Genomic DNA, 13,298 nt, shown 5'->3' on the forward strand with positions numbered 1-13,298 from the left:
TAGGTTATGCGTTTTAAAATCGGATATTTGGCTGCGTTGGTATCGGCCTGTGTTGCATTACACACCTACGCGAGTGAAGAAGTTACTCCACTGAGTTTTGAACAGTCAGCACAGCAGATCAAAACAACCTACGAAAGCCAACTTTATACCTTACCCGCTTATGTCGAAGGCCATTACGGTCTGCGTATGTTTCGCCAAACCTTAGACAGCAAATACGCTGCCGCGGTTTGGAGCGATTTAGCCAGAGTGGCCAGTCGACTCAACTACTTTGCTGCAGAGGTGCACACACCTGAGCAAATTATTCTCTATGCAGAGAAACGTTTGACTGGCTATATGGACGAAACCGATGAGCGCAGCAGATTACGTTATACCGCAACCAAGCATATGCCAGAATATCTCTATCTTGGCGTCGATCTCATCGGCTCAATGGCTCGCGCTGACGAATATGGATTAGCTCACCGACAAGACGACAAATTGCGTGAAGTGATCCGCCGCTATGATTTTAAGAAATATGCCACCGACTCAGACATGATTAAGGCTTGGGCTGCGCAGCTAGCAAATCAAGTTTACTGGTTAAAGCAGCTTGGTGAGCAAGATGTGGTGAATGATTTTATTCAAGCATTTCGCCGTACTTACCCAGATACAAGTGACAAAAAACTCACGCCTCAGCAATATGGCAACAAGTTGTATGGCATGACGCACATTATTTTTGCCGATTCTGAGTATTACCAACATCAAGTCGATGAGAAGCAACATCAGTGGATTTACGACTATTTTCGCGCCAATATTGACACCATTTTGCTCCGGGCGAAAGAGGACATCATCGCCGAAGTCGGTATCAGTTTTCTACTCGCTGGTCTCGAAAATGACCCTGTGGTTGAAAAGACCCGCCAAGCGATTCAAGCATCAATTAATGGCGAGAAAGGCATGATTCCCTCAGTTTCCGGTGAGTTCGACCTGAGAAGTGGCGAGCATCGCAATGTGTTGGCCATCATGCTGCTGGATTGGCAGCAAGTCAATGCAGCGCCAACAGTGACGAGCAATCCAAAGGTATTTTCCTCTATTCCCTACGGTTTGGTCGCGAACAAAGAAAAAGCTAAACCTTAACATGGTTTTCGTTCCACTCCCGCAAGCGAGTTGGTGTGGAACGATTAAATCGACTTTATCGATACTCACTTCAGCAAAAGTCTACTCGATATTCCTCATCGCCAACTGCAAACAAAGGACTGGTGATTCATCCCCTTAGACGTTCATCCATAAAATAAATATGTGCAAAATTGCCTACATTAATCGCACACTACTCACTGTAATAAAATGTATTTATTGAATAAAAACTGGATCTTAACAACTTTGAAGCGAATATTCTCATTATTAATAACGCATTTTCTAATCACTTTGTTAATATGACTCACCCGCTTTGTTGAGATAAGGATGGTACATGGCAGAGCTCACGGATAAAAAACTGCTGACCCTCATCACTTATGCCCCCGCCGCCATTGTCGCTGTTTTTGCCTTGCTATGGACGGCATTGTCCGTTCGCGATGTAATGTTGCATTCCGAGCAGGAATTAATTTCTCTGCGTGCCGATTTCCAACAACGACAAAGCACTCAGCTCACCAGTCAGGTCGAATACGTCGCTCAGCAAGTCGACTACGCACGCGAGCTCACCGAAGAACAGCTTGAAAACACCATCCGTGAACGTATTTACGAAGCGCACAAAATTGCCACACGCATCTACGAAAGCAACCGCCATCTCCCTGAAGCCACCGTGACGAAAATGATCACCGATGCACTGCGTGACATTCGCTTCAATCAAGGCCGGGGCTACTTTTTCATCTACAAAATTGACGGCATGAGCATCATGCACCCGCTGCTGCCTAAAGTCGAAGGCACCTCTTTGTGGGATTTTAGAGACGTGCGTGGCAGCTACATCGTGCGTGACATGGGTGAACAGGTGAAGGCGAATGACGAAGCCTTTTACCGCTGGTGGTTTGTCAAACCCGACAATAAAAATCACGAGTTTGAGAAGATCGGTTTTGGTAAGTATTTCGCACCTTATGACTGGTTCATCGGTACCGGCGATTATGTAGTCGATGTGGAAAACGACATCAAAGCCACTGTTCTCAAATGGATAAACAATCTGCGCTTTGGCGATTATGGCTACGTGTTTGTGATGGACGAAAAAGGCACAGTCTTGTCACACATCGACACGAACTTGATTGGTCGTAATGCCCTGCAAGGGGAGAGCGAAGCAAGCCCATCGGATGCAGCGCGTCTTGCCAAAGCCGACCACCAATTTGTTACCTATCAAGCGGCCTACTTGCCATCGGGTTTGGATGATCAAACCAAAACCAGTTACGCAATTCAAATCCCAGCATGGGGCTGGACCATAGGCTCCGGCGTGTACGAGCAAGTCAGCCACAACTACCTCAAGCAAAGAGAGTTACAAGCGAAAAGTGAAGGGCAAAGTACTTTTAGGCAAATGGCGACACTGGGCAGTGCTACCATTGCGATTGTTGCGCTGTTTTCACTGGGGTTAAGCCGTGTGATAGCCAAACGCTTCCAGCGTTTCCAGCGGCGCATCAATCAAGATTTCAAACAGTTGAAACAGACCAAAGACCAACTGGAATACATCGCCCGCCATGATGAGTTGACCGGGCTGCCAAACCGTTCTCTGCTCCATGAGCGCATTCGTGAAGGCATTGAAAAATCAGAACAGCAATGCTGTCAATTGGCGGTGATGTTCGTCGATCTGGATGATTTCAAGAAAGTGAATGATTTGTACGGCCACTCAGCAGGCGATCGCTTGTTAAGCGAAATTGGCAAGAAATTTGAGGCGTTCCTCGAACCAGGCGATTTTGTCGCACGTTTTGGTGGTGATGAGTTTATTTTCTGCTTCCCTTGTCTCGACAACTTGGCGCAAACCCAACAAAAAGTGGAAAAAATCAAACAGGTTTTCCGACAACAATTCGTCATCGACAACAAAGTCCTGTTCACCAGTTGTTCGATTGGCGTTGCTATGTACCCGTCCGACGGCCACGACCCTGAAGAGCTGATTTCCAAAGCCGACATCGTGCTCTATAAATCCAAGGCGCGGCAAAAAGGCGATGTACTGTTTTTTGATAGCAGTATCAACTTGCAAGTCCAACATGATTTCTTACTTGAGCGTGAATTGCGCGGCGCAATAGAGCGCGGTGAGCTGTATGTGGTTTACCAACCTCAGGTCGCAACCGACACTGGTAAGTTGCATGGTGTGGAAAGTTTACTTCGCTGGCACAATCCGCAGTTAGGGCATGTGTCGCCGATTGAATTTATCTCACTGGCTGAAGAAATTGGCCTTATAAACCAATTGGGACAGTTTGTCATCCATCGCGCCTGCGAAGAGATGAGCCAACTTTTCCCTGATGGCGATTCTGACTTAACCTTGTCGATCAACATCTCGCCGATGCAACTGATCAGCGACGCTTTCATCACACAGTTGACCGAAGCCGCAGCGCGTTACCAAATTGCCAACCATCGCATTACGCTGGAGATTACCGAAAACGTGCTGATCAATGACATGCCAAAAGTCAAACCGATCATTGAGCAGCTCAAAGAACTCGGGTTTACCATCTCACTCGACGACTTTGGTACTGGCTACTCCTCGCTGAGCTATCTGAGTCACCTCACTCTTGATGAAATCAAGGTCGATCGCCTGTTCATCGACAAAATGCTCAATTCTGAACAGAGCGATTCTTTGGTGAAAGCAATTATCGCCATTGCCCGCTCTTCAGACATGCGCGTGGTCGCTGAAGGGGTAGAAACCGAGGCTCAGCGCCAGAAGCTCAAAGAGTATGGCTGCGATATTTTGCAAGGCTATTTGATTGAAAGGCCAATCAGTGCACAGCTACTCGCAGAAAAATACGCCACACCCGCCAAATAGAGCGAGAAGAGATCCAAGTGTTGGTTTTAGTGGGCTGACACTTAAATTTCGCCACTACTCATTCAGACTATCAATGCGAATCATCACCGCATCGGGCCGCCAATATTCAAACTCGCAGTCGATTAGCTCACCATCTTGCTTATAGTTAACTCGACATATCTTCAGTACAGGCTGTCCTTGCGCCAAATTGAGCGCTTTAGCTACGTGGGCTGGCGCTGAAGTCGGCACCACCTCAAAGCGTGAGCGGCGAGTCTCGTAACCATATTTTTGCCGATAGAGCCCCGTTAAGGAGCCTGTCAGATTCTCCTGCAAAATGGCGGGGAACAGCGCTGCTTTGAGCACATTCTCCACAAACAGCACCACACGACCGTCAATAAAACGCAGCCGTTCAATCACGTAAATTGGCGTCGTTGCCTCAATTTCAAGCACATTGGCATACTCACCACTGGCTCTTTCGCTGCTCACATGCAGCAAACGGGTTTCAGCAATACGATGCTGATCTCGCACCATTTGATGAAAATGCGAACGGGAAAGAGGGTTGTAGCAAATGCGCTCCGGTGAGACATACCAACCACGACGCTCTTCACGGTATATCAACCCTTCGGTTTCCAGTGAGACCAAAGCGTCTTTGATGGTGATACGCGTGGTAGCAAAGCGCCCACTCAGTTCACGCTCTGAAGGCAACTTTTGCCCTTGAAACCATACTCCGGCGTTGATCTGTGCGCGAATCGTACTTTTTATTCTGCCTAGCTGAGTGGTTTCTTGAGTGCTCATTGCTGATCTAGTCCATTGCATTTTTCTTTAACAAGGTAAAGCGAGCAGATAACAGAAATATGACGCTTGGTTAAGCTGCTCCATCATTGAAAGCGCTCAACGGGCTGCATTTAATCCCCCTTTCCTCTCAGCCTGTTAGCGCAACCGAAACGACACAAAACTGTCAAACAACTTGCGCCAAATCGTCACACTCCCTCCTTAGGATAAAAAACGAACTTACTGACCTAGTCCAAAAGGATGGAGACAATGAAAACTTTGCTTAGTCGTTCTACGGCGGTATCGGTTACGCTGATCGCCGCTTCGCTATCGACGCACGCCATGGCAAAACAAGCGGATTTGCAATCTCTGATTGAAGCCGCACAAAAAGAAGGGGCGGTGTACAGTGTCGGGATGCCAGACAGTTGGGCCAACTGGAAAGGCACTTGGACAGACTTAAAGGCCAACTATGGCTTGAAACATCAAGACACTGACATGAGCTCGGCGCAAGAGATCGCCAAGTTCGAAGCAGAGAAGAAAAACGCCACCGCGGATATCGGTGATGTCGGTTTTGCTTTTGCTCGTGTTGCGGTCAAAAAGGGCGTCACTCAGCCTTACAAACCGACCACTTGGAGCGACATTCCAAACTGGGCGAAAGACACAAACGGTCACTGGGCTCTGGCTTACACCGGCACAATCTCTTTTATTTCCAACAATAACTTGGTGAAAAATGCCCCAAAATCTTGGGATGATCTCCTAAAAGGGGATTACAAAGTGACGGTTGGTGACGTCGGTGTTGCAGCACAAGCCAACAACGCGGTATTGGCGGCGGCGTTTGCCAACGGCGGTGACGAAAGTAACCTCAAACCAGCGCTGGACTTCTTCGCTAAGCTGGCCAAACAAGGGCGTTTATCGTTTACCGACCCAAGCATTGCCAACCTTGAAAAAGGCGAAGTGGAAGTGGCCATTCTGTGGGACTTCAACGCGCTCAACTACCGTGACCAAATTGACCGCTCACGCTTTAGCGTGAACATTCCACAAGACGGTTCGGTTATTTCCGGCTACACCACCATCATCAACAAGTATGCGAAAAACCCGAACGCCGCCAAGTTGGCACGTGAGTACATCTTCAGTGATCAGGGCCAGATCAACCTTGCCGAAGGCTACGCACGCCCTATTCGCAGCAACGTGACTCTGCCAAAGTCGGTGCAGGATAAGCTGATTGCAAATGATCAGTACAGCAACGTGCACCCAGTACAAGATTTCAATGCGTGGGAAAAATCGGCGCGCAAACTGCCGCGTCAATGGCAAGAAAGCGTTCTGATCCACCAGCAATAAGAGACCATTTTTCATGAACAGCAAAGTGATCTTGGTTGTTCTAGATGGACTCAACTATCAGGTAGCCCGTGATTGCATGGGCTACCTGAATGGCCTGATAGAACAGCAACGCGCAACGCTTTATAAACTGCACTGTGAACTCCCGTCACTCTCTCGCCCGCTCTACGAGTGCTTACTCACTGGCGTTCGCCCGGTCGACAGCGGCATCGTGCATAACCAGATTGTGCGCCTTTCGCAGCAGGAATCGATTTTCAGCTTGGCGAAAAATCAGGGCAAAGTAACCGCAGCGGCGGCTTATCACTGGGTCAGTGAACTGTACAACCGTGCTCCTTATGATGCTGTGCGCGATCGCTTCACCCACGATGATAACCTCAACATCCAGCACGGCTGTTTTTATCATTGGGATCACTACCCTGATGAAGCTTTGTTTCTCGATGGTGACTATTTGCGCCGCCGCTATCAGCCCGATTTCTTGTTGATCCATCCAATGAATATTGACGACATGGGCCACAAACATGGTTTGGATTCACGCCAATACCGTAACAGTGCACGCATGGCCGACGGTTATCTCTCCCATTACCTCGATACTTGGCTCACCGAGGGCTATCAAGTCCTCATCACGAGCGATCACGGCATGAACAACGATCTCTCCCACGGCGGTATTTTGCGCGAGGAGCGTGAAGTTCCTTTGTTTGTGATTGGTGAGCACTTTAGCCACCGCGAGTGTGATATCCAACAAACCGAGCTTTGTGGTGCCGTCTGCCAGTTACTTGGCCTTGAGCACCAAAAACCTTATCCACAGGCACTATTGGCACTATGAGCAGTTCCGTTATTCCTCAGAGTAAATCCGCCACCAAGCAGGCCACGCTTCGCCGATTTTCTCGTTTTAAACCCGCATTATGGTTGGCGCCATTTGCACTGTTTTTCTATCTGTTCCAACTGGCCCCGATGATTTGGGTGCTTTGTAACAGCTTTATTTACGATGAAAGCCTCTCGCTAGAGAACTATGTTGAAATTCTTGATTCGGCGTTCATGCGTCAGGCCTTTAGCAACAGTATCTGGTTGGGGTTTTGGTCTAGCCTGATTGGCTTAGCCATCGCCACTCTGCTGGTTTCCTCACTGCGCCGAGTCAACAGTGTGCTACGCGATGGCGTGATCGCCTTTACCAATATGAGCAGTAACTTTGCCGGTGTGCCGCTCTCTTTCGCTTTCATCATTATTCTCGGCACCAACGGCGCGCTCACTTTGCTACTGAAACAATATGGCTTGCTGGGCGAGTTTGACTTGTACGGCAAATGGGGATTGCTGGCGATTTACATCTACTTTCAGATCCCCCTTGCGACCTTACTGCTCTACCCCGCATTCGACGCACTGAGCGACGATTGGCAGGCCGCCGCCGCTCTGCTGGGAGCAAAAACTTGGCAATATTGGCTCAAAATAGCGCTGCCGGTCCTGTCACCTGCGCTGCTGGGCACTTTCATTATTCTGATCGCCAACGCGATTGGCGCATACGCCAGCGTATATGCGCTCACCTCCGGTAATTACAATTTGATCACCATCCGCATCGCCAGCTTAGTGTCGGGCGATCTGTTTCTTGAGCCCAATCTCGCGGCGGCCATTTCAGTGCTCGTGATGGTGCTTTTAGCGCTGATTACCGTCATCAACCAGTGGTTGATCAGCAAAAGTTACCTAGGGAGAAAGCAAGATGCACAAGCATAAGCGCACTTTTGACCAAGCCGTGGTCACCACTGTGGTCGGTTTGATGCTGATCCCGATTGTCGCGACTTTAGTGTACTCGCTTTCATCACGCTGGGGAGCGACCATTTTGCCGGACGGATTTACCTTGGACTGGTACATTAAGCTGCTCAGCGATCAGCGTTTTCTCGATGCTTTTGGCCGTTCGCTCTTTATCTGTCTCTCAGCACTACTATTAAGTGTGGTGTTAGTGTTACCCGCGATTTTCGTGGTGTTCTACTACTTTCCTAAACTCGACAAGGTGATGAATATGCTCATCTTGCTGCCTTTTGCTGTGCCTCCGGTAGTCTCTTCTGTCGGTCTTTTGCAGCTCTATGCGGACAGCGAGATTGCACTGGTTGGCACGCCTTGGATTTTAGTGGGCACTTACTTCACCATAGCGCTGCCTTTTATGTATCGCGCCATCGCTAATAATTTCGCCGCTATCCATCTGCGCGATCTGATGGACGCCGCTCACCTGCTCGGCGCAAGCACCACGCAAGCGTTTTTGTTGGTGGTATTGCCAAATCTCAAGAAAGGATTAATGGCTTCGCTGTTTCTTTCTTTTTCATTCCTGCTGGGGGAGTTTGTCTTTGCCAATATTTTGGTGGGCACCCGCTATGAAACTTTGCAGATTTATCTGTACAACATGCGCCAGACCAGCGGCCATTTTACCTCCGCGCTGGTGATGACCTATTTCCTATTTATCTTTTTGCTGACTTGGCTCGCCAGTCGTTTTAGCCGAGGAACTCACTCATGAGCTACGTTTCCGCCAATCAACTCACCAAATATTTTGCTGACAACAAGGTGTTTGAAAACATTCAGTTTCAGATTGAACAAGGCGAGTTTGTCACTCTGCTTGGCCCTAGTGGTTGTGGCAAATCGACTTTGTTGCGCAGCTTGGCTGGCTTAGAAAGCCTGGATGATGGCGAGATCTGGGTCAACGGAGAAAACATCACTCAGCAAACGCCGCAGCAGCGTGGTATCGGCATGGTGTTTCAATCCTATGCGCTGTTCCCCAACCTGACTGTTGCCGGCAATATCGCCTTTGGTTTGAAAATGCAGAAGATGCCAGCTGATGCTATCCAACGTGAAATGGCGAAAGTGATTGAGCTAGTGGAGCTCAATGGCAAAGAGCAACACTACCCGCATCAACTCTCCGGTGGGCAGCGTCAACGCGTGGCACTGGCGCGCGCCTTAGTGGTCAAACCCCGCATTCTGTTACTCGATGAGCCGCTTTCTGCGCTGGATGCCAAAATCCGCAAACATTTGCGCCAGCAGATCCGCGATATTCAGAAAGAGATGAACCTGACCACCATCTTTGTCACTCACGATCAAGAAGAGGCGATGATCCTCTCAGACCGCATTTTCCTGATGAATAAAGGCGAGATAGTGCAGGCAGGCACGCCGGAAGCGATTTACACTCATCCGGTCAATGAATTTGTCGCCGGATTTATGGGCCACTATAATCTGGTCGATGCCAACCAAGCGAAACGCCTGTTTAATCTCGACACCGAATGGAAAGTGGCGATTCGCCCTGAATCGATTTATGTTAAAGAGCCCGGACGACAGTACGGCCAACACATTTCTGCGCCGCAAATTGGGGTGATTAAAAGTCACCAGTTGCTCGGCAATGTGATCCGCTATCAGGTGAACGTCAACCAGTGTGAGCTCACGGTCGATTTGCTCAATCGCTCATCAGAACGGCTACTGGCCAGCGGCAGCCAACTGGAACTGCTGTTCAACCTTAACGAAATTCAACCAGTGAGAGCTTAAAATGGCCAATCCTTTGTACGTGTTTGACCTCGACAAGACCCTGATCAATGGTGACTGTGCCATGATTTGGAACGCCTTTCTGGCGGAAAAAGGCATTGCCACCGACGCCAATTTTGTCCAAGAGGATCAAAGGCTCATGGCGCTCTACGACCAAGGCAAAATGAACATGGCAGATTATCTCGCCTTCACCATCGCCCCGCTCACCCACTTGCCGATTGAACAAGTTCACGCATTGGCCGCAGAGTGTGTCGAACGCGACATCTTGCCCAAGCAGTTCTCGCAGGCCAAAACGCTGATCACCCAGTTGCAGCGTGAAGGCATCGACATGCTCATCATCTCCGCATCCGTCTCTTTTTTGGTTAAAGCGGTGGCACAACGTTTGGGAATTAAACAAGCCATCGGCATCGACTTACAACTCAACGGCGATCGCTACAGCACACAAATCAGCGGCATACCCAGCTATCGAGAAGGTAAGGTGACGCGCTTAAAAGCGTGGCTTAAGGCAGAAAATAGAAGTGATGCGACGATCCACTTCTACACCGATTCGATCAACGATCTCCCTTTATGCCAATACGCGGACGTCACTTATCTGGTCAACCCTTGCCCGCAATTGGAAGCTTACAGTAAGCAAACCAAGTGGGTTACGTTGACTTGGGCATAAAATAATGGCACTGGTAAACGGTGCGTACAGGATCAAAAAAGGGCTCTTACGAGCCCTTGATCAATATCGTATTAATTACGCGCTTTCTAACTGTGCGACGATATCACGAGCCACTGCTTCGGCCACTTTAATACCGTCGATACCCGCAGAAAGGATACCGCCCGCATAACCTGCGCCTTCACCTGCTGGGTAGAAGCCTTTTAAGTTAATGCTTTGGAAATCTTTGCCGCGCTTGATGCACACTGGCGAAGAGGTTCGAGTTTCTACCCCAGTCAATAGACCATCTGCTGTTGCAAAACCTTTGATTTGGCTGTCAAACGCAGGAATTGCTTCACGAATCGCTTCAATAGCAAAAGCGGGGAGTGCTTTTGAAAGATCGGTCAACTTGATCCCCGGCGTGAAGGATGGTTCAACATCGCCCAGTGCACTTGGATCGCGACCTTTTAGGAAGTCACCAATTTTCTGTGCTGGCGCATCGTAGTTTTCACCGCCCAATCGGTAAGCATTCGACTCCAGTTCACGCTGGAAACGAATACCTGCCAGCGGATCGCCAGGATAATCGCGTTCAGGGTCGATACCCACCACGATGGCGCTGTTGGCGTTGCGCTCGGCACGCGAATATTGGCTCATGCCGTTAGTGACAACGCGACCCTCTTCTGACGTCGCCGCAACCACAGTGCCACCCGGACACATACAGAAGCTATACACCGTACGGCCATTTTTACAATGGTGCACCAGTTTGTAATCTGCCGCGCCTAGAATTGGATTGCCCGCATTTGGACCAAAACGCGCTTCATCAATCATTGATTGTTTGTGCTCGATACGGAAACCGACAGAAAATGGCTTAGCTTCCATGTAAACACCGCGCTCATGCAGCATCTCAAAGGTATCACGCGCACTGTGACCCACCGCGAGCACCACATGACGAGATTTCAACTCTTCGCCGTTCGACAAGGTCACGCCCGTGATTTGCCCATCTTGCATATGGATGTCATCAACGCGAGTACTGAAGCGGATCTCACCGCCGAGCTCAAGAATTTTCGCGCGCATCTTTTCGATCATAGTCACCAGCTTAAAGGTGCCGATGTGCGGCTTGCTAACGTACAGGATCTCTTCCGGTGCGCCCGCTGCAACGAACTCGGTGATCACTTTGCGGCCGTAGAAATTAGGATCTTTCACTTGGCTATACAGTTTGCCATCCGAAAAGGTTCCTGCGCCGCCCTCACCAAACTGCACGTTCGATTCTGTGTTGAGGGTGCGTTTTCGCCAAAAGCCGAAAGTGTCTTTGGTGCGCTCACGCACCTCTTTGCCACGCTCCACAATGATGGGGTTAAAGCCCATTTGCGCCAGAACTAAACCAGCAAACAAACCACACGGGCCAAAACCGATAACGATTGGACGCTCAGTCAGGTTAGCGGGCGCTTTGGCGACAAATTTGTAATCCATGTCCGGCGTTTGGCGTACATGCTGATCTTTACTGAATTTAGCCAGCAACGCGGCTTCGTCACCCGCCACCGCCACATCTAAGGTGTAAATCAGTTGAATTTGAGTTTTCTTGCGAGCATCGTAACCACGTCTAAACATGTTAAAAGAAAGAACCTGATCGGCCGGAATGGAGAGCTTGCGGGTTATCGCGTCGAATAGCGCGCCTTCCTCATGATCAAGCGGAAGTCTGATTTCAGTTAAACGTATCATTGGATGTCTCGTTGCAGTTGGTGTCATAGCGAAGCCCAACCAAGTTAGGCCCGCTCACAATGGCGCGCATTTTACGAGAAATTGCCTTGTCTGTCATACTAAATCCGGGAAGCGAAAGGAGAAGAGCGAAGATTCACCGTGCGGAATGTTGAATTTTCGCTTCGGATCAGTATCATCCCCTTTCTTCAATTTTTGACTGATTTTAAGAGCGGATTGCCATGGCGTTTGTCGTAACCGATAACTGTATTCAATGCAAATACACCGACTGTGTGGCGGTGTGTCCGGCAGATGCTTTCCATGAAGGGCCAAACTTCATGGTGATCAATCCGATCGAATGTATCGACTGCGGCTTATGTGTGCCAGAGTGCGATGCGCAAGCGATTTTTCAGGAAGATGAGTTAGAAGACGAGCAAAAGATCTTTGTTGAACTCAACGCCGAGCTTGCGGAAATCTGGCCAAATCAGACCGAAGTGAAACCCGCCATGGATGAAGCGGCGAAATGGAATGGGGTGCCCAATAAGCTGGACATGCTCGAGCGCTAAAAAGCCAATCGAACCTAAGAAAAAGCGTGCCGATTTTACTGCGCACGCTTTTTTTGTTTTTAAATCAGCCGCTAACGTTAGCTATGCTGACGACGCATATTGTCTAGAATGATGCCTGTTGCCATCGCCACATTGAGTGATTCTGCCCCACCAAACGCAGGAATGGTGATCTTATCGGTGACAAACTTAGCAGCGTGCTGACGAATGCCGTGGGACTCGCTGCCCATCAGCAAAATACCTTGCGCTGAGAAAGCCGTTTTGTGCACACTTTCCCCTTCAAGGAAAGCGCCATAAACGGGTACATTCGCCTGTTCCAAATAACTTGGCAGGTCAACTAAACTCACCTGCACCCGGCCAAAACTGCCCATGGTGGCGCTGATGGTTTTCGGGTTGTATGGATCAGCGCAATCGCTGCTTGCCACAATATGTTTGATCCCGTACCAATCCGCCACACGGATGATGGTGCCCAAATTACCGGGGTCAGAAACGCCATCTAAAGCAATCATCAAGCCTTGCGCTGGCGGGATTTCAACACGCGGGATCTCAACCACAGCAATGGCGGCATTGTTACTCACCAAGGTGCTTGCTTTGGTTAAATCATCCAACGAGGCTTCAATGCATTCAAAGCTCGCCAACTCCTTGCCATATTGTGCGAGAAATTCCTCAGTGGCAAAAATCTGTTGAACCGCGAGTGCGCTCTTGGCGAGTTCAAGAACGTTTTTCTCACCTTGCACTAAAAAAAGGCCATGCGCTTTACGCTGTTTCTTTTGTCCTAACGCACGCAGGAGTTTTAATTGGTTTTTCGAAATCATTGACTTTGTCCCAGATGAAAGCGGGCCGATTATAGAGCAAACCCGCGATCAGCTAAAGAGCGACACCG

General features: G+C 49.3%; 12 protein-coding genes. 9 read left to right on the forward strand and 3 right to left on the reverse strand.

Going from position 1 to position 13,298, the window contains the following annotated elements; all coding sequences use genetic code 11:
* The first annotated feature begins 6 nt into the window (after positions 1–6).
* On the forward strand, positions 7–1,107 hold the full coding sequence (locus EA26_RS13335; RefSeq protein ID WP_039428340.1) for a DUF3541 domain-containing protein: 1,101 nt from the start codon (positions 7–9) through the stop codon (positions 1,105–1,107).
* Between the two features lie 331 nt (positions 1,108–1,438).
* On the forward strand, positions 1,439–3,922 hold the full coding sequence (locus tag EA26_RS13340; RefSeq protein ID WP_039428342.1) for a bifunctional diguanylate cyclase/phosphodiesterase: 2,484 nt from the start codon (positions 1,439–1,441) through the stop codon (positions 3,920–3,922).
* A 54-nt stretch (positions 3,923–3,976) separates the two neighbouring features.
* Here EA26_RS13340 and EA26_RS13345 read toward each other — a convergent pair whose 3' ends face one another.
* Entirely contained in the window at positions 3,977–4,696 is a 720-nt protein-coding gene (locus EA26_RS13345; protein ID WP_152593691.1) for a UTRA domain-containing protein, read from the reverse strand.
* A 246-nt stretch (positions 4,697–4,942) separates the two neighbouring features.
* On the opposite strand from EA26_RS13345, the gene EA26_RS13350 reads away from it, so the two are divergent.
* The 6 genes from EA26_RS13350 to EA26_RS13375 are packed head-to-tail and all read left to right on the forward strand — an operon-like array spanning position 4,943 to position 10,181.
* Complete coding sequence (locus EA26_RS13350; protein ID WP_039428347.1) at positions 4,943–6,010, forward strand: ABC transporter substrate-binding protein; 1,068 nt, start codon at positions 4,943–4,945, stop codon at positions 6,008–6,010.
* A 13-nt stretch (positions 6,011–6,023) separates the two neighbouring features.
* On the forward strand, positions 6,024–6,830 hold the full coding sequence (locus tag EA26_RS13355) for an alkaline phosphatase family protein (RefSeq protein ID WP_039428349.1): 807 nt from the start codon (positions 6,024–6,026) through the stop codon (positions 6,828–6,830).
* Entirely contained in the window at positions 6,827–7,729 is a 903-nt protein-coding gene (locus EA26_RS13360; protein ID WP_039428352.1) for an ABC transporter permease, read from the forward strand. Before EA26_RS13355 ends, EA26_RS13360 begins: the two co-directional genes overlap by 4 nt.
* On the forward strand, positions 7,716–8,504 hold the full coding sequence (locus tag EA26_RS13365; protein WP_039428355.1) for an ABC transporter permease: 789 nt from the start codon (positions 7,716–7,718) through the stop codon (positions 8,502–8,504). The genes EA26_RS13360 and EA26_RS13365 overlap by 14 nt, the downstream gene beginning before the upstream one ends.
* Positions 8,501–9,520 carry an ABC transporter ATP-binding protein gene (locus EA26_RS13370; RefSeq protein WP_039428357.1) on the forward strand — a complete coding sequence of 340 codons (1,020 nt, stop codon included), beginning with the start codon at positions 8,501–8,503 and terminating at the stop codon, positions 9,518–9,520. The genes EA26_RS13365 and EA26_RS13370 overlap by 4 nt, the downstream gene beginning before the upstream one ends.
* A gap of 1 nt (position 9,521) precedes the next feature.
* Complete coding sequence (locus EA26_RS13375) at positions 9,522–10,181, forward strand: HAD family hydrolase (protein ID WP_039428360.1); 660 nt, start codon at positions 9,522–9,524, stop codon at positions 10,179–10,181.
* A 75-nt stretch (positions 10,182–10,256) separates the two neighbouring features.
* Here the strand turns inward: EA26_RS13375 and EA26_RS13380 are convergent, their stop codons facing one another.
* Positions 10,257–11,876, reverse strand: a complete 1,620-nt coding sequence (locus tag EA26_RS13380; protein WP_039428363.1) for an NAD(P)/FAD-dependent oxidoreductase — start codon at positions 11,874–11,876, stop codon at positions 10,257–10,259.
* 218 nt (positions 11,877–12,094) lie between these two features.
* Between EA26_RS13380 and fdxA the strand changes: the two genes are divergently transcribed.
* Positions 12,095–12,418: a ferredoxin FdxA gene (gene fdxA / locus EA26_RS13385; RefSeq protein WP_039428366.1), complete on the forward strand. Its 324-nt coding sequence runs from the start codon at positions 12,095–12,097 to the stop codon at positions 12,416–12,418.
* 77 nt (positions 12,419–12,495) lie between these two features.
* Here fdxA and EA26_RS13390 read toward each other — a convergent pair whose 3' ends face one another.
* Positions 12,496–13,230, reverse strand: a complete 735-nt coding sequence (locus EA26_RS13390) for an RNA methyltransferase (RefSeq protein ID WP_039428368.1) — start codon at positions 13,228–13,230, stop codon at positions 12,496–12,498.
* Between the last annotated feature and the right edge of the window lie 68 nt (positions 13,231–13,298).

The organism is Vibrio navarrensis (assembly GCF_000764325.1).
Lineage (GTDB): Bacteria > Pseudomonadota > Gammaproteobacteria > Enterobacterales > Vibrionaceae > Vibrio > Vibrio navarrensis.

Coding starts and splice junctions, on each gene's coding strand:
- EA26_RS13335 (WP_039428340.1), top strand. CDS start 7: ATGCGTTTTAAAATCGGATATTTGGCTGCGTTGGTATCGGCCTGTGTT.
- EA26_RS13340 (WP_039428342.1), top strand. CDS start 1,439: ATGGCAGAGCTCACGGATAAAAAACTGCTGACCCTCATCACTTATGCC.
- EA26_RS13345 (WP_152593691.1), bottom strand. CDS start 4,696: ATGAGCACTCAAGAAACCACTCAGCTAGGCAGAATAAAAAGTACGATT.
- EA26_RS13350 (WP_039428347.1), top strand. CDS start 4,943: ATGAAAACTTTGCTTAGTCGTTCTACGGCGGTATCGGTTACGCTGATC.
- EA26_RS13355 (WP_039428349.1), top strand. CDS start 6,024: ATGAACAGCAAAGTGATCTTGGTTGTTCTAGATGGACTCAACTATCAG.
- EA26_RS13360 (WP_039428352.1), top strand. CDS start 6,827: ATGAGCAGTTCCGTTATTCCTCAGAGTAAATCCGCCACCAAGCAGGCC.
- EA26_RS13365 (WP_039428355.1), top strand. CDS start 7,716: ATGCACAAGCATAAGCGCACTTTTGACCAAGCCGTGGTCACCACTGTG.
- EA26_RS13370 (WP_039428357.1), top strand. CDS start 8,501: ATGAGCTACGTTTCCGCCAATCAACTCACCAAATATTTTGCTGACAAC.
- EA26_RS13375 (WP_039428360.1), top strand. CDS start 9,522: ATGGCCAATCCTTTGTACGTGTTTGACCTCGACAAGACCCTGATCAAT.
- EA26_RS13380 (WP_039428363.1), bottom strand. CDS start 11,876: ATGATACGTTTAACTGAAATCAGACTTCCGCTTGATCATGAGGAAGGC.
- fdxA (WP_039428366.1), top strand. CDS start 12,095: ATGGCGTTTGTCGTAACCGATAACTGTATTCAATGCAAATACACCGAC.
- EA26_RS13390 (WP_039428368.1), bottom strand. CDS start 13,230: ATGATTTCGAAAAACCAATTAAAACTCCTGCGTGCGTTAGGACAAAAG.